The sequence below is a fragment of the Acidithiobacillus concretivorus genome, from assembly GCF_018853445.1.
In the GTDB taxonomy this organism is placed as follows: Bacteria; Pseudomonadota; Gammaproteobacteria; order Acidithiobacillales; family Acidithiobacillaceae; genus Acidithiobacillus; species Acidithiobacillus concretivorus.
In genome coordinates, this window is sequence record NZ_JABELD010000063.1 from 35,618 (window position 1) to 60,831 (window position 25,214).

The 25,214-nt window shown below is 52.2% G+C and carries 20 protein-coding genes and 1 riboswitch; of the genes, 11 read left to right on the plus strand and 9 right to left on the minus strand.

Going from position 1 to position 25,214, the window contains the following annotated elements; genetic code table 11:
• The first annotated feature begins 261 nt into the window (after positions 1-261).
• Positions 262-1,689: a dihydrolipoyl dehydrogenase family protein gene (locus HJG40_RS09015; RefSeq protein ID WP_215863878.1), complete on the plus strand. Its 1,428-nt coding sequence runs from the start codon at positions 262-264 to the stop codon at positions 1,687-1,689.
• A 20-nt stretch (positions 1,690-1,709) separates the two neighbouring features.
• On the opposite strand, the gene HJG40_RS09020 is transcribed toward HJG40_RS09015, so the two are convergent.
• Genes HJG40_RS09020 through HJG40_RS09030 form a run of 3 tightly spaced genes read right to left on the minus strand, consistent with a single transcriptional unit; the run spans position 1,710 to position 4,183 of the window.
• The gene (locus HJG40_RS09020) at positions 1,710-2,186 is read right to left on the minus strand and encodes a CopD family protein (protein ID WP_215863879.1); all 477 of its coding nucleotides are present in this window, start codon (positions 2,184-2,186) and stop codon (positions 1,710-1,712) included.
• Positions 2,167-2,859: an alpha/beta hydrolase gene (locus tag HJG40_RS09025; protein WP_226857339.1), complete on the minus strand. Its 693-nt coding sequence runs from the start codon at positions 2,857-2,859 to the stop codon at positions 2,167-2,169. Before HJG40_RS09025 ends, HJG40_RS09020 begins: the two co-directional genes overlap by 20 nt.
• The gene (locus HJG40_RS09030) at positions 2,852-4,183 is read right to left on the minus strand and encodes a sigma-54 interaction domain-containing protein (RefSeq protein WP_215863880.1); all 1,332 of its coding nucleotides are present in this window, start codon (positions 4,181-4,183) and stop codon (positions 2,852-2,854) included. The genes HJG40_RS09025 and HJG40_RS09030 overlap by 8 nt, the downstream gene beginning before the upstream one ends.
• A gap of 254 nt (positions 4,184-4,437) precedes the next feature.
• On the opposite strand from HJG40_RS09030, the gene HJG40_RS15100 reads away from it, so the two are divergent.
• Genes HJG40_RS15100 through HJG40_RS09050 form a run of 5 tightly spaced genes read left to right on the plus strand, consistent with a single transcriptional unit; the run spans position 4,438 to position 8,174 of the window.
• On the plus strand, positions 4,438-4,827 hold the full coding sequence (locus HJG40_RS15100; RefSeq protein WP_226857340.1) for an MBL fold metallo-hydrolase: 390 nt from the start codon (positions 4,438-4,440) through the stop codon (positions 4,825-4,827).
• Positions 4,751-5,164 carry an MBL fold metallo-hydrolase gene (locus tag HJG40_RS15105; protein WP_226857341.1) on the plus strand — a complete coding sequence of 138 codons (414 nt, stop codon included), beginning with the start codon at positions 4,751-4,753 and terminating at the stop codon, positions 5,162-5,164. The genes HJG40_RS15100 and HJG40_RS15105 overlap by 77 nt, the downstream gene beginning before the upstream one ends.
• A gap of 10 nt (positions 5,165-5,174) precedes the next feature.
• Entirely contained in the window at positions 5,175-6,809 is a 1,635-nt protein-coding gene (locus tag HJG40_RS09040; RefSeq protein WP_215863881.1) for a cytochrome ubiquinol oxidase subunit I, read from the plus strand.
• A gap of 12 nt (positions 6,810-6,821) precedes the next feature.
• Positions 6,822-7,955 (plus strand): cytochrome d ubiquinol oxidase subunit II, encoded by a 1,134-nt coding sequence (gene cydB / locus HJG40_RS09045; protein ID WP_215863882.1) that lies wholly within the window; start codon positions 6,822-6,824, stop codon positions 7,953-7,955.
• Between the two features lie 15 nt (positions 7,956-7,970).
• Positions 7,971-8,174, plus strand: a complete 204-nt coding sequence (locus HJG40_RS09050) for a cytochrome bd oxidase small subunit, CydX/CbdX family (protein WP_215863883.1) — start codon at positions 7,971-7,973, stop codon at positions 8,172-8,174.
• Between the two features lie 383 nt (positions 8,175-8,557).
• Here the strand turns inward: HJG40_RS09050 and thiC are convergent, their stop codons facing one another.
• Positions 8,558-10,444 (minus strand): phosphomethylpyrimidine synthase ThiC, encoded by a 1,887-nt coding sequence (gene thiC / locus HJG40_RS09055; protein WP_215863884.1) that lies wholly within the window; start codon positions 10,442-10,444, stop codon positions 8,558-8,560.
• 67 nt (positions 10,445-10,511) lie between these two features.
• Positions 10,512-10,608, minus strand: a riboswitch (TPP riboswitch).
• Between the two features lie 133 nt (positions 10,609-10,741).
• Between thiC and HJG40_RS09060 the strand changes: the two genes are divergently transcribed.
• A complete protein-coding gene (locus HJG40_RS09060; RefSeq protein ID WP_215863885.1) occupies positions 10,742-12,367 on the plus strand; it encodes an ABC-F family ATPase in 1,626 nt (541 codons plus the stop codon).
• Here HJG40_RS09060 and HJG40_RS09065 read toward each other — a convergent pair.
• Both HJG40_RS09065 and HJG40_RS09070 read right to left on the minus strand, forming a co-directional pair.
• Positions 12,330-12,629, minus strand: coding sequence for a hypothetical protein (locus HJG40_RS09065; protein WP_215863886.1), 300 nt, complete (start codon positions 12,627-12,629; stop codon positions 12,330-12,332). The two genes, HJG40_RS09060 and HJG40_RS09065, sit on opposite strands and share 38 nt — an antisense overlap.
• On the minus strand, positions 12,613-14,064 hold the full coding sequence (locus tag HJG40_RS09070; protein WP_215863887.1) for a phosphomannomutase: 1,452 nt from the start codon (positions 14,062-14,064) through the stop codon (positions 12,613-12,615). Before HJG40_RS09070 ends, HJG40_RS09065 begins: the two co-directional genes overlap by 17 nt.
• Before the next feature lie 157 nt (positions 14,065-14,221).
• Between HJG40_RS09070 and HJG40_RS09075 the strand changes: the two genes are divergently transcribed.
• The 3 genes from HJG40_RS09075 to HJG40_RS09085 all read left to right on the plus strand — a co-directional run bounded on the left by HJG40_RS09075 (position 14,222) and on the right by HJG40_RS09085 (position 20,196).
• Complete coding sequence (locus HJG40_RS09075; protein ID WP_215863888.1) at positions 14,222-17,557, plus strand: DEAD/DEAH box helicase; 3,336 nt, start codon at positions 14,222-14,224, stop codon at positions 17,555-17,557.
• 318 nt (positions 17,558-17,875) lie between these two features.
• Entirely contained in the window at positions 17,876-18,247 is a 372-nt protein-coding gene (locus HJG40_RS09080) for a hypothetical protein (protein WP_024894265.1), read from the plus strand.
• 95 nt (positions 18,248-18,342) lie between these two features.
• Positions 18,343-20,196, plus strand: a complete 1,854-nt coding sequence (locus HJG40_RS09085; protein ID WP_226857343.1) for a lytic transglycosylase domain-containing protein — start codon at positions 18,343-18,345, stop codon at positions 20,194-20,196.
• Positions 20,197-20,205: 9 nt separating this feature from the next.
• On the opposite strand, the gene HJG40_RS09090 is transcribed toward HJG40_RS09085, so the two are convergent.
• The 3 genes from HJG40_RS09090 to katG form a co-directional block, all read right to left on the minus strand.
• Entirely contained in the window at positions 20,206-20,625 is a 420-nt protein-coding gene (locus HJG40_RS09090; RefSeq protein WP_226857345.1) for an EAL domain-containing protein, read from the minus strand.
• A 386-nt stretch (positions 20,626-21,011) separates the two neighbouring features.
• Positions 21,012-21,764, minus strand: coding sequence for an MBL fold metallo-hydrolase (locus HJG40_RS09095; RefSeq protein ID WP_215863891.1), 753 nt, complete (start codon positions 21,762-21,764; stop codon positions 21,012-21,014).
• Positions 21,765-21,997: 233 nt separating this feature from the next.
• Positions 21,998-24,184: a catalase/peroxidase HPI gene (gene katG, locus HJG40_RS09100; protein ID WP_215863892.1), complete on the minus strand. Its 2,187-nt coding sequence runs from the start codon at positions 24,182-24,184 to the stop codon at positions 21,998-22,000.
• Between the two features lie 231 nt (positions 24,185-24,415).
• Between katG and HJG40_RS09105 the strand changes: the two genes are divergently transcribed.
• The gene (locus HJG40_RS09105) at positions 24,416-25,114 is read left to right on the plus strand and encodes a CDGSH iron-sulfur domain-containing protein (protein ID WP_215863893.1); all 699 of its coding nucleotides are present in this window, start codon (positions 24,416-24,418) and stop codon (positions 25,112-25,114) included.
• The last annotated feature ends 100 nt before the right edge of the window (positions 25,115-25,214 follow it).

Sequence of the window (25,214 nt, forward strand, 5' to 3'; positions counted from 1 at the left end):
CGCAGTATGTCGAAGTCAGCCATAAAAAACGCTATGGATAATGCCGTCATTCATCAATAATTTTGCGGATAAAATGTAACATACTGAAAGTATTAATTTATCGCAATTTCCTGTTAAACTGATGCAACTCTGCGCGACGCCTAACCGGAACCATAACAAAAATCATTGCGTCGCCGAAAAACAACAGGAAATTTTATCACTGGAAAATGGTTCATAAACTACTTTTAAGAATTTTTTCAACCGATTGATAAGGATGGGCTTATGAGTAATTATCAAGTAGACATCACCATTATTGGCAGCGGACCAGGTGGCTATCGTGCTGCGGTTTTGGCGGCTTTACGTGGCCAAAAAGTGGCGATTATTGAAAGTGCCACCTGGGGCGGAACTTGCCTCAATCGTGGCTGTGTTCCCAAAAAAGATTGGCATGAAACCGCCAAATGGATTGAACAAAGCCGGCATTTTGCCAAACGCGGTGTTATCGGCACAAAACTGAAGGGAGATATGACTCAAGCCTGGGAACACCAGCACCAGGTAGTTGAGTCCGTACGCAACAGCTATGTGGATTACCTCAAACGTCTGGGGGTGCAACTGTTGGAAGGAACGGGCAGCTTTGTAGATGCCCAGCAAATTCGCGTTGACAGCCCAACTGGCAGTAGCCAGATAAAAACCAAGTACACAATTATTGCAACAGGGTCCACCCCTGCTCTTCCCGAAAACATCCAGACCATTTCTGGAAAAGTGCTTACCAGCGACATGCTCTATGATGACGGAGCACCGGCGGGTAAGCGCGTTATACTGGTTGGCGGCGGCGTAATTGGCACCGAGTTTGCCTATATTTTCCATCAATTGGATAAAGACGTGCAGTGGCTGGTGAACTCCGCCTCATTGGCCCATACCCAATATTCACCGCAGGCCAAAGATACCCTGAAAGCCGCCCTCAAGACACTGGATATTCAGGCCGTAGAGCATTTTCGTGTAGCACGCATTGCCGAGGACGGCCAGGGCGTGACGGTTTTTGCGGAAGACGGGCAATCTGTACAGGGCGACTGGGTGCTATTGGCCACCGGGCGTAAGGCTTTTACACAGGGTTTGGGTCTGGAAAATACGGCTGCGGAACTTGATGAAAACGGCTTTGTACAAACAGATGACCACCTGGAAACCGCAGAACCGGGCATTTTTGCTTTGGGGGATGTAGTGGGCCCCATCATGAATGCCAACCAGGCTCTGAGCGACGCCCAAATCATCATTCACAACCTGCTCAGTGAAGACAAGCAGGAGCGGAATCCGGCCTGGGTACCCGAACTGGTTTATTCGGCGGTCGAACTGGCGCGCATCGGCCTGGATGATGACACAGCAGAAGACGAAGGCTATGAACCAGCCGTTGGCTTCGCAGCATTTGAAACCTCGCCAAGGGCATTGGGTCAGGATGACACAGCAGGATTCGTGCGACTGCTCGCGGATATGGATAGTGGTGAGTTATTGGGTGGCGAAATTGTCGGTCGGGATGCTGGAGAGCTGATTCATCTGCTCGCCAATAGTGGCAATCGTGAAGAAGCGCTGCGCCGCATTGCCGAAATTCGTGTCAACCATCCATCCCGCGCCGAAGAACTGGTCAATGCGACCGAAACTCTGGCAGCCCGCTGGGGGTTGGAAGCACAAATTTTCGGATCTGCGGAGCCATCTGATTAGGGTTCAAAAACCAGTCATGATTACCAGGGCGTGCCAAACACGCCCCATATACCCACCAGAATGACAATGAAGGACAGCACAAGATTGGTGCTGGCCAACATTCGGACTTGACCCAAGGCCTTGGAACCCGCCTGCCAGTCCTGATCGCGCACCGCCCGGCGCAGTCGTTTGAGTGGTGCAAAATAAGTATGCAGAACGATCATTACCATGATTGTCCCCAAAACCACCATGATCCATTCGGGGATGGTAAGAGCGGCAAATCCTCCGTAGAACACGAACACCATGCTGTAACCGGTCAGCAGCAACAAGAAAGCCGCGAGTAACATCCAGAAAAAGAAACGGCGCAGCAACACATGCATTAATGTAATACGCGTGCTGTTCTGAGTGATTTCTTTTTTCAGGGTCGGAGCCAACACCATCGTCACAAAAAACAGGCCGCCAATCCAGACAATCACCGAAAGTATATGTACAAACTGCTCAATCCAGAGGGTATTCATGATTTTTTAAATTTCCTTGCATGACCATACTGCCCAAAAATTTCCGTACGTCCACGAGCTCTTCCGCACAAATACTGTGATCCATGGGATAAATATGGGTACTGAGGGCGTACCCTTGGGATTCCATGATGTCCCGGGCAATTTCCATATATTCCAGAGGCAGAACGGGATCAGAACGACCATGCCCCCAGAAAATCGGGGTCACCTGAGCAGCCTGAGGAAGCGTCTGGCGAAGTGGTAAATAGGCACTCAGGGCCAGCACGGCTGTTGCGCGACAAGCGTGATGAAAAGCCAAATAAAGCGCCATCGCCCCGCCCTGGGAAAACCCGCCCAGTATCAAGGGTTGCTCACCCGCATGCTGTTGTTCATGCTCCATCAGCGCAGCGAGGCGAGTCGCCATTTGTTCCATTCCCGCTGCATCTTCGCCAGAATCCCGACCCAGCCCATAAATATCATACCAGGCCCGCATTGGCCGCCCGCCATTGAGGGTTACCGGACGTACTGGTGCATCAGGGAGAACCCAGCGAAACTGTTTTTCCGGATCCACAAAATCTGCGAGAGGCGCAAGATCTTCTTTGGATGCACCCAGACCATGCATCAAGACAATACAGGGAGCTTCTTGCTGGGCTGCAGGTCGGATCCACAAGCCTTCCGGCCAGATATTTTCATTCAAGACTATGCGCCTCCTTCAAGGCATCCAGTTTGCGATAAAGGGTGCGCTCACTGACACCTAGTCGGGCGGCCAAACTGCGTCGATCTCCGCCAAAAGCACTCCGCGCCCATCGTAAATACTGGGCTTCCAGATCCGCCAAGGGGACAATGGCATCCACGCCGGAAATTTTTGCATGATTGTCTTGTGTTGGCGGCATACTTTGCTGTTGCAAGGCCGGGGGCAGATGCTGGGGGAGTATCCAATGTTCATCGGCCAACAGCGCCGCACGTTCGAGAATATTGCGCAACTCGCGAATGTTGCCCGGAAAAGCGTACTGACCCAGTAACTGTAGGGTATCAGCGTGCAGTTGCAGCCCCGTGGCTGCCGGGATGCGCTGAAGAATGGCTGCAGCCAGCAAGGGAATATCATCCAGACGATCCCGCAACGCCGGTAAAGCGATGGGGAACGTGTTGATGCGATAATAAAGATCTTGACGAAAACGCTCTTCCGCGACCATTTTCTCAAGATGCCGGTGCGTTGCTGAAATCAGTCGAAACCGGGAACGAATCGGTTCAACCCCCCCGACCCTGCGAAACGTGCCGGTTTCCAGTAGCCGCAGCAATTTCACCTGCAGATTAAGGGGAATGTCACCCACTTCGTCCAGAAACAAAGTTCCCCCATTGGCCGCTTCCACCAAACCGGTTTTTCGGGAATGCGCACCCGTAAATGCGCCTTTTTCATGACCAAACAATTCGCTTTCAAAAAGGGTTTCCGGTAAACCGGAGCAATCGACGGTGATGAAGGGTCCGTGACTGAGATGACTAGCCTGGTGTACCGCTGCTGCAGCCAGCTCCTTGCCGGTTCCTGATTCGCCCAGCAAGAGAACCGCCGCATCTCCGGGAGCCACCCGTCGAATCAAGCGCACCACCTCTCGCCAGGTCTCCGATTGGCCGACCATAGCCGGTGTCGCATGGGTTGCGTCTGCGGGGATAGCATTGAGCAATTCAAGAAAATACACCACTTCGGCGCGCTCATTACGAATGGGATACAAATCAATTTGGGTATTTCCCGAGGTACGGGTATGAACCACATGTTGATCTACCCCCGTTTGCTGGCAGGTATCCAGAGGACAGTGATTGCCACTTTGCTGACAGGAAAAACCCGCCTCGGCCATAATTTCCGCACAACGTCGACCCTGCAAGGGTTTGCCATTGCCAAAAGCGCGCCGGTAGGCCTGATTAGCGGCCAACACGGTATAGTCCCCGCACAAGAGCACTGCCGGGGTACTAAAACAATCCAGTAATGAAGTCATTTCCGGTCGTAATTGTTTCAGTAAATCTGTCATATTCCCCCGCTGCACTATCTGCGCACTGACAATTGTAGCAGTCTCTGCCAGATCGTCTATGTCATTTTTGACAGTTTACGGATGTGTGGCTGCAGGACCACTCAGTCTTTAGAAAAATATGCCGTCCAAAAATACCAATATCACATTGAAATAATTATATTTTTTTCATTATAAAGATATCCGCATACAAAATCATAAAATGGCACAGTGTTTGCTTATGCTCTGAGGTCCAGTGGCAACTGACGGTGGAGCAGATGATTTTTAGACAATTATGTTATTCCCCAAAAGGCGCACTCAGTTATTTGCTGGGTGACCCTGTCACTCGGGAAGCCGTCATTATTGATCCGGTGCCTTCACTGCTGGAAAGTTTTGCACTATTCATTCAGGAACGGGGCCTCATCCTGACGTATATATTGCAAACCCACCATGATATCGAACAAATGAGTGCTGCAGAACAACTGAAGACGACCACCGGAGCGCGGGTGCTAGCCCACGAAAGTAATATGCACAGTCAGATTGATTTACGTTTGCGCCATGGCGACAGCCTTTATTTTGGCGAAGTAAAGTTTGCAGGTTTTGCATACTCCCGGACAGAGTCCCTGCGCACTGACTTACCATTGGGAAGATCGCCTGTTTACCGGTAAAACCTTATTGGTCAACAGCACCCTGCCCTGCCCCAACACGGATGATGCGCAATTACTGTATCAAAGCATTACCCAACGGTTAATAACACTTCCAGGAGAAACCCTGGTTTACCCTGGCCTCGAAACCAAGGGAAGACGCCTGACCAGCATTGAAGAAATCCGCCGCAAAGACAACTGGTTTCATAACCAACGTGGGCATCGGGAAATTTTTCAAAAGTACTCCCGCCTGTTCACCAACAGCAACAGAAAAACCAGTAACGCAGTAAAAAAACTCGGCACACCTGATGAAGAGGTGCACCGTTACACGCCGGACCGGAACACCCCGGTTTCTTTGTAGGAGGAAGTTCATGGATATGTTAATTAATCCCACAGTGGTTGAGTTGTCACGTCTGCAATTTGCGCTGACGGCCTTGTATCACTTTCTGTTTGTACCCCTGACTCTGGGCCTGTCATTTCTGCTAGCCACCATGGAGTCGGTTTATGTCATCACGGGGAAACCCATCTATAAGGAAATGACCCAGTTTTGGGGCAAGCTTTTCGCCATCAATTTTGCATTGGGGGTGGCCACGGGCCTGACGATGGAATTTGAGTTTGGTACCAACTGGTCCATGTACTCCCATTTCGTCGGGGATATTTTTGGTACGCCTTTGGCTATTGAAGGTTTAATGGCGTTTTTCATGGAATCCACCTTTGTGGGAATCATGTTTTTTGGCTGGGACCGGATCAGTGCCAAAGCCCATCTGGTCGTTACCTATCTGGTGGCGCTGGGTTCCAACCTTTCCGCCTTGTGGATTCTGATAGCCAATGGCTTTATGCAGGACCCCAGGGGTGGAACCTTTGATCCCAACACCATGCGCCTGGAATTCAGCAGCTTTGTGCAACTGATTTTTAATGAAGATGCTCAGGCGAAATTTGTTCACACTTCCATTGCGGGCTTTGTGACCGGATCCATGTTTGTCATGGGCATCAGCGCCTTCTATTTACTTACCAACAAGCGTAAGGATATTGCCCTGCGTTCTTTTCGTATTGCTGCAGTTTTCGGAGTGATTTCCACTATTGGTGTGGTGACTTTGGGTGACGCACTGGGCTTTATTGACGCCAAGGCTCAACCCATGAAAGTGGCAGCCATGGAAGCCATCTGGAATACCGACTACAACACAGCATCCGCGCCCTGGAATCTAATTGCTTTCCCGGATAAAGCTGCGGGTAAAAACCTTTTTGAAATTGGTGTTCCTTATGTACTAACGCCTCTACTCACCCACTCGGAAGACACGGTTATCCCCGGTATTCATCAATTGGTGGATGAAGCCAAGCCCAAGGTCGTTAATGGCATCAAGGCCATGATTGCCCTGAAAGAATATAATCATGACCACAGTAACGTGCAGGCTTTGGCGACCTTCAAACAATATCAGGCAGACATGGGCTATGGCTTTCTGGCCATGCAGTACGCCCCTGATCAGGATCTGAAAAAGGTGGATGCCAGCAATCTCGCCAGCGTCGTGGACAAAACTGCCCACGAAACGGTTCCCAATGTCTGGGTGGAATTCTGGGCATTTCGCATCATGGTGGCTTTCGGCTTTATCATGCTCGCCATTTTTGCTTTTGCCGCCTATTTCAGCCTCAAAAACGAAATCGAAAAGCATCCCTTGCTCCTGAAAGTCGCTTTGTGGAGTATTCCATTACCCTGGTTTGCCTGTGAATTTGGCTGGATTACGGCAGAAAATGGTCGGCAACCCTGGACGGTTTACAACATGTTACCCACCTTTGTGTCGGCTTCCAGTCACAGCGTCGGCTACATGATTTTCTCCCTGGTCGGTTTTGTACTGCTCTACAGCTCGTTCATCGCTGCGGAAATGTACCTGATGTTCAAATACGCGCGTCTTGGCCCACAAGCCAGCCATCATGGTCATGACAAGGCGCCTGCCGGGGGTGGCATGGCCGGTCAGCCCACTTTTGCCAAGCCCAGCCTGGCCAAGAAATAAGGAGTCAACAGAATGGATCTCTATATTGGACTTAAAGTATTGTGGTGGGTGCTGCTGGGTGTCCTGCTCATGGGCCTCGCCATCATGGTGGGCATGGACATGGGTGTCGGTACCCTGCTGCGCTTCGTCGGCAAAAATGATGGCGAGCGCCGTCAGGCCCTGAACGTAGTGGGTCCCCATTGGGACGGTAATCAGGTCTGGTTTATCCTCGGCGGCGGGGCCATTTTCGCGGCCTGGCCAACCCTGTACGCCACTTCTTTTTCGGTTTTTTACATTGTCATGATTCTGCTGCTGTTCAGCATGATTTTACGTCCGGTGGCTTTTGAATATCGCTCCAAAGTGGCAGCCAGCAAGTGGCGGGATTCCTGGGACTGGGTTTTCCTGGTCTCCGGCTTTTTGCCCATGTTTGTCTACGGTGCAGCTATCGGTAATATTCTCGAAGGCGTCGGCTTTCATTTCGGCTGGGATGGTCAGTATTACCAGACGGAGTCCTTCATCTGGTATTTGCTGAATCCTTTTGCCATTCTGAGCGGCTTATTGGCGGTCAGCATGTCGGTATATCAGGGCGGTGCCATGTTAATGCTACGTGGTACCGATCCCATTGCTTCCCGCGCCCGGAATTACGCCAGCACTGCAGGGATCATCGCCATTGTGCTGTTTATCATTGGTGGCTTCATGATTTCCGGCATGACGGGCTATAGCCTCATCAGCGGTGATCCGGGAATGCCCGCCAATGCTGTCAGTGGTCAGGTGGTGCATGCGGTGTCTGGTGCCTGGCTGGATAATTATGCAGCTCAACCCATTTTGTGGATTGTGCCGATAATTGCCATTGCCGGGATGTTGTTCGGTGCATTGATGTTGCGCGCCAACAAACCCATCCTTGGATGGTGGTTGGGAGCCATTGCCTGGATAGGTATTTTAGGCACGGTTGCCGCTTCCATGTTTCCTTTCCTGATGCCTTCGTCTGAAAATCTCAACCAGAGTCTGACTATATGGAATGCTTCAGGTAGTCGTTACAACCTGATCTGGATGACTATTTTCACCGCCATTTTCGTGCCAACGATTTTGGCTTATACCACCTGGTGTTTTCGGGTCATGCGCGGCAAGGTTAATCCGCCAAACCCCGCCGATGACCACGCTTATTAAGGGAGCAACCCAGTCATGAAAAATCTTTTCACTTTTGTCGGAATGGCCCTCATCATGGCGTTATCCCTGTTTCTGGCGGTCATTACTGGTGACTATGGCCCCTGGTATTTCGCCTGGTTGGTGGGTACGACCATGATTGTGCTGATTGCTGTAGCCGGTGCTGTCATGTATGAAAAACAGGATGCGGAAAGTCAGGGCAAAACCGGACACTCACATTAAAGGAGTAAGACCATGCATCTGGAAGACTATATTTTCTTTTTACCCGTTGTGTATTTTTTCATTACTGTTATCGCGTATTTTTATACACGCAAGCGGTTCTGAGTCGAGTCAGTGGCCGGGACGTTGTCCCGGTCAAAAAAGCCCGGTCTATCCGGGCTTTTTTGTATAAGAACAGATCACCACCTAAAACCGGTAGTTGCCGTGGATGCTTTGCAGCGACTTTTGTTCCGCGCCGTTGTTGTTCTTGGCGAAATCCTGCGCCCGTCAGGAGAGCTGTTTGAGCCCGTAGGGCGAGTTCTCTCCTGACAGCAGGATGCGCCTTAGAACAACAGGCAAGGAACAATGGAGCAAAAAGCATCCACGGCAACTGCCGGTTTTAGAATTCAACGCAAATAAATGTTTTTACCCAAACGCCGGAAATCCTCGGCCTTTTCCTGCAAGCCCTGGGCGCGCGCCGCCTCCAGGTCTTCTGCACCCTGATTCTGGGCATATTCCTGCAAATCCTGGGAGATTTTCATGGAGCAGAAATGTGGTCCACACATGGAGCAAAAATGTGCTGCCTTGGCCCCTTCCTGCGGAAGGGTTTCATCGTGATATTCCCGGGCTTTTTCCGGGTCCAGACCCAGGTGAAACTGATCTTCCCAGCGAAATTCAAAGCGCGCCTTGGACAAGGCATTATCCCGCACCTGGGCACCCGGATGGCCCTTGGCAAGATCTGCGGCATGAGCAGCGATCTTGTAGGTAATAGCTCCTTCCCGAACATCATTTTTATCGGGCAAACCCAGATGCTCCTTGGGGGTCACATAGCAGAGCATGGCGGTACCATACCAGCCGATCTGGGCTGCACCGATGGCACTGGTGATATGGTCATAGCCTGGAGCAATATCCGTGGTCAAGGGTCCCAACGTATAAAACGGCGCTTCAAAACAGTGTTGCAGTTCTTCGTCCATATTGGCGCGAATCATCTGCATGGGAACATGGCCGGGACCTTCAATCATCACCTGCACGTCATGCTTCCGGGCAATCTGGGTGAGTTCGCCCAAAGTATGCAACTCGGCAAACTGCGCTTCATCGTTGGCATCTGCCAGACAACCGGGTCGCAAGCCATCGCCCAGAGAAAAACTGACATCATAAGCTTTCATGATTTCACAAATTTCTTCGAAATGGGTGTAGAGGAAACTTTCCTGATGATGCGCCAGACACCATTTGGCCATGATGGAACCACCCCGGGAAACAATACCCGTGAGCCGCCGCGCAGTCAGGGGCACATAACGGAGCAACACTCCGGCATGAATGGTGAAGTAATCCACGCCCTGTTCAGCTTGCTCAATCAGCGTATCGCGGTATAAGTCCCAGGTCAGATCTTCGGCTTTGCCGTCGACTTTTTCGAGGGCCTGATAAATGGGTACGGTGCCAATGGGAACCGGGCTATTGCGAATAATCCATTCGCGGGTTTCATGAATATGCTTTCCGGTGGATAAATCCATCACGGTATCGGCGCCCCAGCGGATGGACCAGACCATTTTTTCGACTTCTTCGGCAATGGAAGAAGTGACTGCCGAATTACCAATATTCGCATTGATCTTTACCAGAAAATTGCGGCCAATAATCATGGGTTCCAGTTCTGGATGATTGATATTGGCGGGAATGATGGCACGACCCCGGGCAATTTCTTCGCGGACGAATTCCGGAGTGACCACATCAGGAATCTGTGCTCCGAAGGATTCGCCACGATGCGCGCGAAACAGTTCGGGATGGGTGGCGCGCAATTTTTCCAGACCCTGATTTTCCCGAATGGCCACATACTCCATTTCCGGAGTGATAATACCACGCCGGGCATAATGCATTTGAGAGACGTTAGCTCCTTCTGTGGCCCGCCGGATTTCGCGGCGCTGTTGAAAACGCAAATCTGCAGTCCTGGCGTCAGCGAGGCGGGCCCGACCATAAGCCGAACTGGGTTCTGGACGATGCTCCAAAGGCGTTTCCATGGCAGTCCACTGCCAACGGGTAGCCGGGAGACCCGCATGAATATCAATAGGAGTGTCAGGATCGGTAAAAGGACCACTACAGTCATACACGGGAATCTTCGGATTATGCTCTACCGAACCATCGCGGTTGCGGGAGTCGGTCTGCTGGATTTCGCGCAGGGGAATGCGTAACTCAGGGTACATTTCACCGCTGAGGTAGGCCTTGCGGGAACCCGGTATGGATCCTGTGGTAACCGTGGCTTCCTGCATGTTATAGGTGATATCGGTAGGACGTGTCGCCATTGTGCTTCCTCCATGTTCCAGTGCATTACGAAAAACATGATCGGGGCACGGAAGAAAGACGCAGACAGTTGATCCTGGAGCGCTTCCCTACGCCGGCATGACCCGGATCAGGTTCCAAGGGTTCCTCTCAGCCTGCCCCCTGGCAGACGCCCCCAGCGTTGTTCGATTTGCTAACCTAAGGTATAGGCTTGATTGCTGTCAAGCTAATCATTTGTTCAGCATGTCCACAAGCAAGGACACTTAAACCCGATCAGTGCTATCATCGCGCCCGGTTCTTATCGCCTATTGGAGTGTGACGTGCTCAGTACCCATCAACTGACCATGCAGTTTGGTTCAAAGCCTTTGTTCGAGAATGTGTCCGTGGATTTCGGGGACGGCAACCGCTACGGTCTGATTGGTGCCAATGGTAGTGGCAAGACCACCCTCATGAAAATCCTGGGCGGTGACCTCGAACCCAGTGCCGGGAATGTCAGCTTGAGCAGCGGCGAACGACTGGGCAAATTGCGCCAGGATCAATTCGCCTTTGAAGAATATACGGTACTGGATACGGTGATGATGGGTCATGGCGAATTCTGGCAGGTGAAGCTGGAGCGCGATCGCCTCTATTCCCTGACGGAAATGAATGAAGAAGATGGCATGGCGGTAGCCCACATTGAAAGTGACTTTGCCGAACTGGGCGGTTATTCCGCAGAAGCCCGAGCCGGGGAGCTGCTCATTGGGGTGGGCATTCCTCTGGAGCAGCACGACGGCCTGATGTCGGGAGTGGCACCGGGCTGGAAACTGCGCGTACTTTTGGCTCAGGCCTTATTTGCTGATCCTGATATCCTCCTCCTGGACGAACCTACCAACAATCTGGATATTCATACCATTCAGTGGCTGGAAGAATTGCTGAGCACCATCAAAAGCACCATCATCATCATTTCCCATGACCGGCATTTTTTAAATAGTGTTTGCACCCACATGGCCGACCTGGATTACGGCGAACTGCGTGTTTATCCCGGTAATTATGATGAGTACATGCGCGCATCCACGCTGGTCAAGGATCAATTACTGGCTGATAACGACAAGAAAAAAGAAAAAATGGCAGAACTGCAAAGTTTTGTCAGCCGGTTTTCAGCGAATGCCTCTAAAGCCAAACAAGCCACTTCCCGCGCCCGTCAGCTTGAAAAAATCCAATTGGAGGAAGTCAAACCTTCCAGCCGTCAGAATCCCTATCTGGTTTTTCAACAGGAACGTAAGTTGTATCGATATGCCCTGGATGCCAAGGACGTATCCAAGTCTTTCGGAGAATTACGCCTTTTTCAGAAGCTGCGGCTGCATATTGAAGCGGGTGAACGTATTGCGATTATTGGTGCCAATGGTCTGGGGAAGACGACTTTATTGCGCTGCCTGATGGGTGAAATGGCACCGGATGCCGGGGTGATCAAATGGGCGGAAAATGTGAAAATCGGGTATTTTGCCCAGGATTATGCGCCGGAATTTGCGGAAGACCTGACTCTTTTCGACTGGATGTGCCAATGGCGCACCGAAAAAGATGATGACCAGGTCATTCGTGGAGTTCTCGGTCGCCTGCTCTTCGGTCAGGATCAGGTCGGCCGCTCCGTTAAGGTGCTTTCGGGTGGCGAAAAAGGCCGGATGTTATTTGGCAAGCTTACCCTGCAAAAACCTAATGTCCTGATTCTGGATGAACCCACCAACCATCTGGACATGGAATCCATCGAATCTCTGAACAACGGGCTGGAAAAATTCGATGGAACCCTGATTTTTGTCAGTCATGATCGCGAATTTGTCTCTTCTCTGGCGACCCGCATTATTGAATTCACTGCTCAGGGCATTGAAGATTTCAAAGGCAGTTATGAGGATTATCTGCTCAGTCAGATCAGCGTCAGCGACGTCGGGAAAAAGAGCGCCAAAAACCGATAAGCAAGAGGAGGACACCCAGCACAAGAATTCCTCCAATCCATTTCCAGCGCACCATGTTCAGAATATTGGCCAGATGCAGGAGGCTTTCGGCTTCCGCATCCATCCCATGATGGACCGCCAGCACCGCTACGGCGTTGGTTTTGAAAACCACCCCCAAATATCGCAGCACCATCAGGAGCAGGTCGAGAATGATCAGTCCGGTTCCTGCATATATCCACCATGCGCGGGAAAGGCGCGGCAACAAGTTAATGCCGCCAGCCATGCATGATCTGCAAAGTAGCACGCAACATGCGCTCGGCCTCATCAGATGAATCTGCTTCGGTGTAACATCGCAATTCCGGCGCATTTCCCGAAGGACGCAGGTGAATGATGCTGCTATTTTCCAGAGTGACGCGAATCCCGTCGGTGTGATCCAGACTGACTGCCAGGCCTGCCACTTTTCCAAAAGAGTGGCTGAAGGCTGTCAGATTCAGAACCTCGTCGGCGCCCCTGAAAGCATCCAGATGCTGCTGACTCAACCGGGTAGGAAAATCCTGCAGCCGGTCACTGGCGGTAAAACGCGGGGGTAAATGGTCCATCAGTGCTGCAAGCGCAATACCTTGCTGTTTTGCCGCTGTCAGAACGGTAAGCATGGGAAGGATTGCATCGCGGGTTGGGAGCGGCTGCAAGATTTGTCCATGCCGCTGCAGGGGGCTGCCTAGCAAGAATCCGCCGTTGGCTTCATAACCCACTACGGGCCCCTCACCTGCAGCGAGAGCAGTCTGCATGGCTGCAATAACATAGGGAGAGCCAATCCGGGTACGGTGAACCCGCGCAAATAATCCTGATAATTCCAGCGACGTATTACTGCTGACCGGGGTTACGACACTTTGCGCACCCAGCGTATGGGCGGTAAGCACACCCAGAACATCACCGCGCCACCAGCGCCCCGTAGAGTCCGCAATCATGGGGCGATCAGCGTCTCCATCGGTCGTCAGTAAAGCATCCAGCCGATGCTCGGCCACGGCCTGTTGGGCAAACACGGTATCTTCAGGGCGCAACGCTTCCGTATCCAAAGAAACAAATTCTGCAGAACGGCCCAGCGGCAATACTTCCGCGCCCATAGCCACCAAAATATCGACCAGCAGATCCCGGGCCACTCCGGAATGCTGGTACACGCCGAGCCGCAAACCTGCCAGACTTTCCTTGCCAAAAAAATCCAGATATCGATTCTGATAGATTTGTAGATAACGCGGGTCGGCATCAGACAGCAGCGGCGGATGCAACAGGGCGCCCTGTTCTGTAAATAAATCCGCTGCAACATGCATGTCTTGAGCGAGAATGCCGGCTTCGTCAGTTTTCATTAGTTCGCCGTGCGGACGATTGAACTTGATGCCGTTACGATCAAAAGGAATATGGCTGCCAGTCACCATCAGCGACGGGACGCCCGCCGACATTCCGGCAAAAGCCAGCGCTGGTGAGGGTAGATAACCGGCAAATTGGGGCTTACCCTCCTCTGCCAGCACGGCAGCCCAACTGGCAGCCAATATGCGCGGGGTACTGGGTCTTAAATCGCCGCCAAGAATCACTTTCTCACCACTCTGATATTCGCCGATATCGCGGAGATAACGAAGGAATGCCCGCACATGAGTAAAAACCAGTTGATCGGTTAAATCACTGACCAGCCCTCTTAACCCACTGGTTCCAAATGCTGCCATATTCTTATTTCCTCAGAACCTGTTCACGATTTAGGCCATGATAACCAGATAAATGCCAAAAAGGCAGTTGGTACGGATAATTTGCGCACTTTCCCAGGGGGCTACAGGCTGTGTATCATGAACGACTAGCATTCACAATGGATACCCAAGCACAGCAATGCCCAATAATGACGACTGGATGAACTGGCATCGCAGTAACCATGCGCTACCCAGTCTGGATACCTATGACTACGACATGCTCCGCCAGTGGCTGGGTGACCTGGAAATCCGCAAGGCCCAGCCTTATCGGCAAGCGGTCAGCCATCTTGAACGACCAAACGATACGGAGCTCAGTGCATGGGTGCAAGGTAGTATCCGCAATCCATATCATGTGGATATTCATCTGAGTCAGGGGCAGCTCATCAGTTTATGCACCTGCCCCGTTGGGAGCCGCTGCAAACATGTCGCCGCCGTGTTACTGGCATATCTCGCCCAACGTGGTAGCCCACAGCCAGTCAACACCCCCAGGCCGCATGTGATGCAATGGCTGGGTGAACTGCGCTCACATCTGAATCCGCCACCACGCAGAATCCCCACGACCACCTATCGACTCCACTGGATTCTGGAAATTCGTAGTCATCAGCAACGTGTGCCCACCTTGCACTGTCTCAAAGCGCGCCTGAACAAACAGGGTGTTTGCAGCGAACTTACACCCTGGAGTAATTTTGAAGCGGCCTTACGCCGACCACCCGGTTTTCTGGATGAAACGGATCAGGTAGTCATACGCCGTTTGCTCATTGAAGATGTTTACGCCCCTCAAAGCGGATATTTTACGCTGGGTCCACGCCATGGTGGCGCCGCTTTGGGTATGCTGGCTGCCAGTGAACGCCTGTTTATGAATAAACCCGGTTCCTCACCATTGCGGATGGGCGATATTCGTGTGGGTAAATTACTCTGGAAAACGCTCAAGGGTACCGAACAACATCCTATTCTGGAAACCGAACCACCCACCCAAGCCTTGCTGACTCTGGATGTACCCTGGTATCTGGATGCGGAAAATCTCGAAATCGGCCCGATTGACATCCCCATCAAGCCCTCCCTGCTAAAGGATCTTCTCCAGGCACCCCCTCTCAACATTCAGGAGGCCGCACTACTGAGAAATATTCTGGAAGAATCGGCCCCTGACCTACCTGTTCCAGTGGCCGATCCCGTGAAGGATCTTCGGGTCATTACCGAGCCACTCCAGCCGTCTCTATGGTGCGATACTCTGGCGTTGATGGGGATGCAAGCCTACCGGGATTATCCCGGCCAGTGGAGTCCCAATTGCCGGTTTGATTACGGGCAACCGAGTTTTATCTATGGGCCTGCGCATATTGCCATTGATGATGACAGCGAAATACAAACTCTCGCCAATGGCGAAACCGTGCATGTCCAACGCGATCGCAAAGCAGAAAAGAAGGCACTGAAAATTTTGGCGGATACCGGTATGAAAGTCGCCAAAGCCAGTCTTTTTCATAGCCTCTCTTTGCTACCACAGCCCATTTATGGATTGGCTAGCGAAAATGACTGGAATACCTTCATGAATGAAGGCGTGGGGGCTTTGCGCGACGCAGGTTGGGAAGTTCACTGGCCAGATGGATTCCGCCATCATTTTTTGCATATTGATGCCTGGGATATGCAGGTGGACGGAGAAGAAGAAGGCTGGCTCGGCCTTGATGTCGGTATTGTGGTCGAAGGCGAAAGACTGGCGCTGGCGCCGCTTTTGGGTGCGCTGTTTGCCCGCGATCCACGCTGGCTGAGTCCCGGAGGCTTAACCCATATTCCCGATGATGAAGCTATCCATTTGCATACCCCTTCGGGAGTTCCCATTCAAACTGCTGCCCACCGACTCAAACCACTGGTGGGAACCCTTATTGACTTGTTCAGCCTTGGCGCTTCAGGACCCATGCGTGTTTCCGCCTATGATGTCACGCGGCTGGCCGAAATTACCGATAGTCAGCAATGGCGCAGTGAGGGCATGGATGCCATTCGGCGACTGAGTAAACGCCTCCCGCAAAGTGGCGAAATACCCCCTGTAGAACCTCCCCAGGGTTTTGCCTTGCCGCTGCGCCCCTATCAGCAGGAAGGTTTGGCCTGGCTGCAATTTCTCCGCGAACATAACCTGGGGGGTATTCTTGCCGATGACATGGGTCTCGGCAAAACTGCCCAGACCCTCGCGCACCTATTGCTGGAAAAAGAAAATGGACGCCTGCAAAACCCCGCTCTGATCATTATGCCGACGTCGCTGATTCATAACTGGCGGGAAGAAGCCGAACGCTTTGCGCCCGAGTTGCGGGTGCTGTCACTGCACGGCAAGGAGCGACTGGACCTGTTTTCAGAAATACCCCATCACGATCTGGTACTGACTACTTATCCTCTGGTGTGGCGGGATATCGAACTACTCAAAAACCAGCCATTTCATTTGCTGATTCTCGATGAAGCACAAATGGTTAAAAATGCCCAAAGTCGCGCTGCCGAGGCGATTCGGGAAATACCTACCACCCATCGCCTGGCGCTGACTGGAACCCCCCTGGAAAATCATCTGGGTGAGCTCTGGTCGCAGTTTGATTTTCTCCTGCCCGGTTTTATGGGTGATTTACGCACGTTTCAAAAAATCTGGCGTGGTCCTATCGAACGCCATGGTGATGTGGAGCGCCTGAACCTGCTGGCCAAACGCGTCCGCCCCTTCATTCTGCGGCGCAAAAAAGAGGAAGTAGCACAAGAACTTCCGGAAAAAACCATCATTATTCGTTCGGTAGATATTGAAGGGGCGCAACGCGACCTGTATGAAACCGTACGCAGTGCCATGGACGAGAGAATTCGTCAGGAAATTGCTGCCAAGGGCTTTCAGCGCAGTCAGATTGTGATTCTCGACGCCATGCTCAAATTACGTCAGGTATGCTGCGATCCGCGACTGTTGAAAAGTGAAAAGGCCCGCAAGGTTCAGGAAAGTGCCAAACTCGCCATGCTGATGGAGATGATCCCTGAACTTCTTGCCGAAGGTCGCCAGATTCTGCTGTTCTCCCAGTTCACAGAAATGCTGGCCTTGATGAGCACACGCCTGGATAAAATGCATATTCCCTATGTACAGCTCACCGGGAATACCCAAGACCGGAAAACACCCATAGATCGCTTTCAAAGGGGTGAGGTTTCGTTATTTCTGATCAGCCTCAAGGCTGGCGGTGTTGGCCTGAATCTCACAGCGGCCGATACGGTCATCCATTATGACCCGTGGTGGAATCCCGCCGCCGAAAACCAGGCTACGGATCGTGCCCATCGCATTGGTCAGCAGCGTCGTGTGTTTGTCTACAAAATGATTGTAGCCGGCAGTATTGAAGAAAAAATCCTGGCGCTGCAGGAGAGAAAAGCGATATTAGCCTCCGGAGTGCTCGATAAGGCGCGCAAGGACAAGCTACAATTTGGTCCTGATGATCTGGCTTCCCTGCTTGCCCCGCTTCCAGAAAGTCGGCGCTGAGGGAGGCCATGCTGCCGGGGTCCGGTAGTGGGCCGGGAGGCTTTTTGCGCCAACGTCCCTTGCCTGTTGTTCTAAGGCTCATCCTGCTGTCAGGAGAGAACTCGCCCTGCGGGCTCAAACAGCTCTCCTGACGGGCGCAGGATTTCACCAAGAACAACAACGGCGCGGGCCAAAGTCGCTGCAAAGCCTCCCGGCCCACTACCGGACCCCGGTTAAAAGCTTTCCGACAAGACCGTCAGATGGCACTATACTGGGGTGCATGTAGTTTATTCTCGGGACATTCATGCTGAATGGTCTCTAACATAGCAGGAAAAAAGCATGAAACAGCAAGAAGAACAGCGTCGCGACCGCTTCATCATCAGTGGAGCCCTGCATGGGGTGACCGACTCGGCGTTGGCAGAACTTAAAGTCTTTGAAGAAATGGGCGGGCATGTAGAAGTGCTACCGGAGAAACACCTCGTCCTGATCCAATATGATGGTCGCTGTGGAGCAGAAGCAGAGGCTAAAATGGTGCAGATTTTGAAAAAAGCCGGTGAAAACTGTGATTCCCATGGCGTTATCTGTCACGGCAAGGATCACTGCGAACCCCTCAATTTGCATGTTGGCCCTTTAGCGAAAGATCATCCACAACGTTCACACTCTCTTGCAAAACACCTCGGCCGATGGCTTCATCTCAAAAAACAATCGTGAAGAAAAAATTGCTGCTGTGGGCAACCTGCATTTTTGCTGTAGCAGGCAATGCTTATGCAGACAATATTCCCCTTACTTCAACACAGGAATCCTTGTTGCAAACGGCCGCAAAGGCTTTTTCACAAGGTAATTACAGACCGGCTGCAGTGGCCCTTCCCGCGCTCGAAAATACCTATATGGGTTCCTGGGTAGGCTACTGGTCTTTACAACCTCGCCTTAACACCTTGTCCCAAGAGCAATATCTCCAGTATTCCTCGCGTTTTCCCGATGGTGTTGCCCATCATCTGCTGCGTCGGCAATGGTTGATCCAATTGGCTCATCGTCACGACTGGAAAAACTTCACTAGCGTTTATCAATCCGGGCAAAAGCCGGATCTCATCCAGTTACGTTGTGACGCCCTGCGGGATCCCGCCTTACAAAATGAAAATGTTGTTTCTCCCTTTTTTTTGTGGAGCAGCGCACCGGCCCGTGATCATTCATGTAATGCTATGGCCCGCGACAGCCTGCAGCGGGGCCTGATTTCCCAGGATCAACTCTGGCAGCGGCTGCAGCAGATGTTTGAAGCATCCGCTTTTTCTGCGGCGCGCCACTTTGCGCCCTACCTGAATGGTCAGGCTGGCGCGCAGCTGACTGCCACCATTGATCATCCCGATAGCTGGATACAAACGCATATCCAGCAAAACGGCACGGGATCATGGCCCGAGGCACAAGTCCGTCTTCTGGAGCTCGCCTTGTTGCGCCTGGCAACAGTCCACCCCCTACAGACCGTACAATTTGTGCAGCAAATCCAGACGCTGAATGCGACACAAAAAGCCCGGGTATTGTATCACTGTGCTTTTCAGGCTACCCAGTCTTTTCGACCCGAATCTGGACGCTGGTATCAGCTGGCCTATAACACCGACCCTCAGTTTCATCCTCAACCGGAAACGCTGGCCTGGATGGTACGGACTGCTATTCGGGTGGGGCGCTGGACCATGGTGAACGATGCCGTCACCCTTATGACTCCTCCACAAAGTCAGCAGCGGCAGTGGCAATTCTGGAAAGCCGTAGCCATGCTGCAACTGGGGAATACAGTACAGGCAAAAACAGAACTCGGCGCTCTCGCTTCCCCCTGGACCTATTATGGGCAGTTAGCCATGGCCACGCTGGGACAGTCCCTGGATCTCAATACGAATACCGCCGCTCAACCAGAAGATGTTGCCCTACCCGTGTTGCAAGAAACTGCGTCTGAGCGCGCAGCCATCAAGCTCTATCAACTGGGCTTGTATTATGATGCCCTAAGTGAATGGGATCATGACCTGAGTACCCTCTCCACTCCCGGCCAGATCAAGGCAGCAGCCCGTATGGCCTTTCAGCAACAGGCCTGGTTACTGGGTATTCATGCCAGCAGTCTGATCGCTGATGGCGGTGACTGGCGTCAGGGCTATGTCCTCCCTTATGCTCAGGAAATCAGCGGTGCCGCCAACCAGACAGGATTGCGCCGGGCCTTTCTGGCGGGCCTCATTCGTCAGGAATCGGGGTTTGCTTTTGGAATCCGTTCGGATGTTGGCGCGCAGGGACTGATGCAGGTCATGCCCACCACCGCTGAATGGTTGCAATCACACATTCCCGCTGCCGCCAATGCTGATCTGCACAGCATCCGGGGAAATCTGGTGCTGGGTTCCAATTATCTCAGTTTGCAACAGCAAAGTTTTGGCGGATCAGAGTTACTCGCTGCAGCCGCCTACAATGCCGGCCCCGGGGCACCCAAGCGCTGGTTGAGTCACTGGGATGGTCCCACCCAGGGACCTTGGGCGGGACCCATTTTTACTGCCAACATCCCTTACCGACAAACCAGGCATTATGTCCAGAGCGTACTGACCAATACCATTATTTATGCAGCCATACTGGATCGCCAGGCTCAGAACATCTGGCCGCAATGGCAGTTAAAACCGACCAAGCCTGACTGATATTGGCAATCAATTACTGCGGAAAATGGGTTTATAATTCTCTACCCAATTCGGGATGTCCTCAGCCGGCATAGGCTGCGCTATTGCAAAACCCTGTAGTACATTCACACCCAAATCAGCGAGCTTGCGCGCATGTCCCAGGCTTTCTACGCCTTCGGCGACAATTTCCAGGCCCAATGCCTGCGCAGTGGAAGTAACCCCGGCAACAATGGCTAAATCTTTGTTATCCACAAGAATGTCGCGTACAAAACTCTGATCAATTTTAATGGGTTGTGCTGGTAATCTCTGAAGATAAGTGAGTGATGCATTCCCGGTGCCGAAATCGTCCAGGGCAATATGAATTCCCAAAGCATTAATCGCCTGCAAGGTACTAATGGCTGAGGGAAAATCAAGCATCGGCGCACTTTCCGTTACTTCCAGTTCAATCAGCTCCTGCTGCCCAGAACTTTAACCGGCTCACTAATTTCTCGCAAAGCCTGCGTAAGTAACCCATCCATTTCTTTGATTTGAACAGGCTTATATAGGATCAAACCAAATTCATCCACGGCGTCTTTCCAATCCCGGATCGGCATGGTCCACTTTTGGCTGATATTCTGCAGAGCCAAATAAAACAATTTCAATAAGGCGTCATCACTCGGGTGTTAATCAGCGGTTGTAATTGGTCAGTTTTCAGCAGGGATCTGCGTCAAAGGCTGCTTAGTCCTACGGCCGGACAGGCACATCGGGCAATGGGGCCTGACTACAGGTCAAACCCATGTTCAAGGGGGATATGGTTGAACAGGGTCGCAAACTCATGGCCATGATTCATACCGTCGTCACCCTCCCTGAAATGATGGGTCGCAAAGACGGCGGAGCGTTTCTGAAATGTCCTCGGGACATCGCCCGCAGGCAAGATTGGCAGGGACAGCGTATGCCATTTTTTGCGGATTGGGCAGTTTCAGATCAGCCATGATGGCCTGGAACTCCGCCGAGCTTTTGCCAGCCAGACGCGGGTTCCGCTCCTTTTCCTGGGCAATAGACGAAACATGCCGGTGCTGATAATCATGGGCCGGGTAAACCAGGGTAGCGTCAGGCAGGACAAACAGCTTTTCCTGAACGGAGTGGTACAGGGTGGCTGCGTCGCCATTTTGGAAATCGGTGCGTCCGCAGCCATCAATGAGCAGGGCATCTCCGGTGAAAACCTGCCAAGTGTCGCCGTCCATCACCAGATAAGCGTGGTGGGTATCCGTATGTCCGGGGGTAAAAAGGGCTTGAAAATGAAGCGAACCCAGGCTCAAAGGCCGCTCTTCGGCCACTCCGAAATCGGTGCAGGGCAAGCTATCCATGGCCGGCCCTGCAATACGGCTGCCGACACGGGCCTTGAGCTTGCGGGCACTACTCACATGGTCGGCATGAATATGTGTCTCCAGGGTATAACTCAGGCGTAGCCCGAGATCATGTAGGACTTGCAGATCCCGCTCTACGGTCTCCAGCACCGGATCGAGGAGCACTGCCTGCCCAGTCTGGGTACAACCGAAGAGATAGGTGTAGGTAGCGGATTCTGCTTCGAAGAGCTGACGGAAGATCATTGGGCTGCACTCCTTCGTGATGAACATCGAATAATGTGATGAGACCAGAGCGGCATGTCGGTCGGCCGCCCAGCACTGCGCCGGCGCGATCTCGTGAAACCAGAAGTCAAGGACATAGGAGAACATGGCGATTCGTCCTTCATAACATTTTTTCCAGGCCTGTTATTCTGCAACTCCATCCCCTCAATACCGAGATCCCCGCTTGCCTTGAATCTGGGCAATGCACAGCAATATCAAGCCAGATCAAAACGATCCAGATTCATCACCTTGGCCCAAGCTGCCACAAAATCCCGCACAAATTTGGCTTGCGCGTCAGCACTGGCATACACCTCGGCCACTGTCCGCAACTCGGAATTGGAACCAAAAATCAGATCCACCCGGGTCGCCTTCCATTTTTGCTCTCCGGTTTTACGGTCATAACCAGAAAAGCTGTTTTTAACCTCCGAGTCAGCTTTCCACTCCGTAGCCATATCCAACAGATTGACGAAGAAGTCATTACTGAGAACCCCAGGCCGATCCGTAAATACCCCTTCGTCGGACTGCGCATAGTTGGCTCCCAATACCCGCAAGCCGCCAACCAACACCGTCATTTCCGGGGCCGTCAGTTTCAGTAACTGCGCCTTGTCGACCAGCAGTACCTCAGCACGGATATCTGAAGCCCGAGCGCTACAGTAATTGCGAAAGCCATCGGCTATCGGCTCCAGATGTGCGAAGGAGACGATATCCGTCTGGTCTTGAGTCGCATCCATACGCCCGGCACTGAAAGGAACCGTGATATAGTGACCGCCCTTTCTGGCTGCTGCTTCAATCGCCGCACAACCCCCAAGAACGATGATATCTGCCAAAGAAACTCGCTTCTCCCCCCTTTGCTTCCCATTAAAATCAGCGCGAATGCTTTCCAGTGCCTGAAATACCTTTGCCAATTGCCGAGGCTGATTGACTTCCCAATCCTTCTGGGGCGCCAAACGGATACGCGCGCCATTGGCGCCGCCGCGCTTGTCAGATCCCCGAAAAGATGAGGCTGATGCCCAGGCGGTTGCAACCAGCTCGGAAACGGTCAAACCCGAATCCAGAATTTTGGCCTTGAGGGAAGCCACATCCTGCTCATTGATGAGCGGATGATTCCTTTTCGGTATGGGATCCTGCCAGATCAAATCCTCCACTGGCACTTCCTTGCCCAAATAACGGGTTTTGGGGCCCATGTCCCGATGGGTCAACTTAAACCAGGCACGGGCAAAAGCGTCTTCAAATGCATCAGGATGGTTGTAAAAATGCCGTGCAATCTTCTCATATATCGGATCAAAGCGCAGTGCCAGATCAGTAGTCAGCATGGTCGGGCGATGATGCCTGGAAAGATCGTGGGCATCAGGAACATTACTGGGTGCATTTTTAGCCACCCACTGGTTCGCACCCGCCGGGCTGTTGGTGAGTTCCCATTCAAATCCGAACAACGTTTCAAGAAAACTGTTATCCCACTGCGTTGGCGTTTTGGTCCAGGTGACTTCCAGACCACTCCCGATTGTGTCACCGCCCTTGCCGCTTCGGAAGCTACTTTTCCAACCTAATCCCTGATCTTCAATAGACGCGCCCTCTGGCTCGGGACCGACATGCGTTGCAGGACCCGCACCATGGGTTTTCCCGAAGGTATGGCCTCCAGCAATCAATGCCAATGTCTCTTCATCATTCATTGCCATGCGTGCGAATGACTCACGGATATCCACTGCAGCGGCGAGGGGATCGGGGTTTCCTCCGGGGCCTTCCGGATTCACATAAATCAAACCCATCTGCACTGCTGCCAGGGGATTTTCAAGATCACGCTTACCGGAATAGCGATTGGCATCACTCAGCCAGGTCCTTTCCGATCCCCAATAAACAGATTCGTCGGGTTCCCAGACATCCCTGCGCCCCCCGCCGAAGCCGAAGGTCTTGAAGCCCATCGACTCCAATGCCACATTTCCGGCAAGAACCATCAGGTCCCCCCAAGAGATGCTCTGACCATATTTCTGTTTGATCGGCCAGATCAAACGCCGTGCCTTATCCAGAATAACGTTATCCGGCCAACTGTTGATCGGTGCAAAGCGCTGCTGCGCTGCGCCCGCACCACCGCGACCGTCACCCGTGCGATAGGTCCCGGCAGCATGCCACGCCATCCGTATAAACAAAGGTCCATAGTTTCCAAAATCGGCTGGCCACCATTCTTGAGAATCCGTCATTAATGCGCGGAGATCAGCTTTTACCGCATCGAAGTCCAACTCCTTGAAGGCTTTGACGTAGTCAAAATCTGCATCCAGGGGATCTGACAATGATGAGTTTTGGCGTAGTAGGCCCACATTAAGACGTTCTGGCCACCAATCACGATTGGACTGCACTTCTCCCGCAGCAGCGGTATTATGAAACGGGCAATTCATTTCTGTTGACATATGGATTTCCTCGGGCAATAACGATTCTGTTGTAGTAGACATTAGTAATATACTAAATATACTTATGATATTAATTAAAATTTAGACATGATATAATGCACTGTCAAGCACCCAGAAAATTTCTAAAAACTCTTTCCTTGCGAAAAAGTTTTGAGGAGCAGTTTTGCAGGAGTCAGTATGGTAGGACTCGTCCGCCCATCAGGATTTTCCAACCCATTCGGAGGCGCCAAAATGAATCCGGTAAAAGTTAGTGGACCTCAAGTCCAAATCACCAAGGATGGCCCGTATGTTGTATCGGGAAAGGTTCCCCTCAGCAAGGAAATCATCGGAACCAATGAAGAGAGTGAATCGACAAAGTGGAAGCACAGCCGGACATACCCCTCTCAGGAACGGTACGCGTTGTGTCGGTGCGGCCATAGCAGCAACAAGCCATTTTGCGACGGATCGCATCTAACCGTTGGTTTTGATGGTACTGAAACTGCGCAGCGCCTGCCCTATCTTGAGCAGGCCAGGACGTTGCGGGGCCCAAGCATGTCATTGACCGATGTGGAGAGCTTGTGTTCGTCCGCACGTTTTTGTGACCCCCAAGGATCCGTGTGGAAACTCGTCTTCACAACAGATAGGCCCTTACCCAGCAAGCATTTTGTCAAGCAGACCTGCGACTGCCCATCGGGGCGACTGGTGGCGTGGGACAACGATACCGGAAAACCGATTGAACCAAAGTTTGAACCGTCCATTGCATTGATTGAAGACCCTTCCAAGGCTTGTTCCGGTCCATTATGGTTGCGCGGTGGGGTGTCATTAATCGGATCTGATGGTTTCGAATACGAAGTGCGCAATCGAATGACTTTGTGCCGCTGCGGCGCGTCTCGTAACAAGCCCTTTTGCGATGGCACGCATATATCCATCGGATTTCATGACGAAAAATGAGATGAAGCATGCAACGCGTAGCTGGAGCGTTGATGGGCGCACTGATTGGCGATGCACTGGCTTTGGGCTGTCATTGGTACTATGACCTTGCCGAATTACG

Bases quoted from the DNA above. Each gene is read 5' to 3' on its own strand.
- HJG40_RS15100 (WP_226857340.1), top strand. From the start codon at position 4,438: ATGATTTTTAGACAATTATGTTATTCCCCAAAAGGCGCACTCAGTTAT.
- HJG40_RS09015 (WP_215863878.1), top strand. From the start codon at position 262: ATGAGTAATTATCAAGTAGACATCACCATTATTGGCAGCGGACCAGGT.
- HJG40_RS09020 (WP_215863879.1), bottom strand. From the start codon at position 2,186: ATGAATACCCTCTGGATTGAGCAGTTTGTACATATACTTTCGGTGATT.
- cydB (WP_215863882.1), top strand. From the start codon at position 6,822: ATGGATCTCTATATTGGACTTAAAGTATTGTGGTGGGTGCTGCTGGGT.
- HJG40_RS09095 (WP_215863891.1), bottom strand. From the start codon at position 21,764: ATGATCTTCCGTCAGCTCTTCGAAGCAGAATCCGCTACCTACACCTAT.
- HJG40_RS09075 (WP_215863888.1), top strand. From the start codon at position 14,222: ATGCCCAATAATGACGACTGGATGAACTGGCATCGCAGTAACCATGCG.
- HJG40_RS09040 (WP_215863881.1), top strand. From the start codon at position 5,175: ATGGATATGTTAATTAATCCCACAGTGGTTGAGTTGTCACGTCTGCAA.
- katG (WP_215863892.1), bottom strand. From the start codon at position 24,184: ATGTCAACAGAAATGAATTGCCCGTTTCATAATACCGCTGCTGCGGGA.
- HJG40_RS09050 (WP_215863883.1), top strand. From the start codon at position 7,971: ATGAAAAATCTTTTCACTTTTGTCGGAATGGCCCTCATCATGGCGTTA.
- HJG40_RS09065 (WP_215863886.1), bottom strand. From the start codon at position 12,629: ATGGCTGGCGGCATTAACTTGTTGCCGCGCCTTTCCCGCGCATGGTGG.
- HJG40_RS09070 (WP_215863887.1), bottom strand. From the start codon at position 14,064: ATGGCAGCATTTGGAACCAGTGGGTTAAGAGGGCTGGTCAGTGATTTA.
- HJG40_RS09105 (WP_215863893.1), top strand. From the start codon at position 24,416: ATGAATCCGGTAAAAGTTAGTGGACCTCAAGTCCAAATCACCAAGGAT.
- thiC (WP_215863884.1), bottom strand. From the start codon at position 10,444: ATGGCGACACGTCCTACCGATATCACCTATAACATGCAGGAAGCCACG.
- HJG40_RS09080 (WP_024894265.1), top strand. From the start codon at position 17,876: ATGAAACAGCAAGAAGAACAGCGTCGCGACCGCTTCATCATCAGTGGA.
- HJG40_RS09030 (WP_215863880.1), bottom strand. From the start codon at position 4,183: ATGACAGATTTACTGAAACAATTACGACCGGAAATGACTTCATTACTG.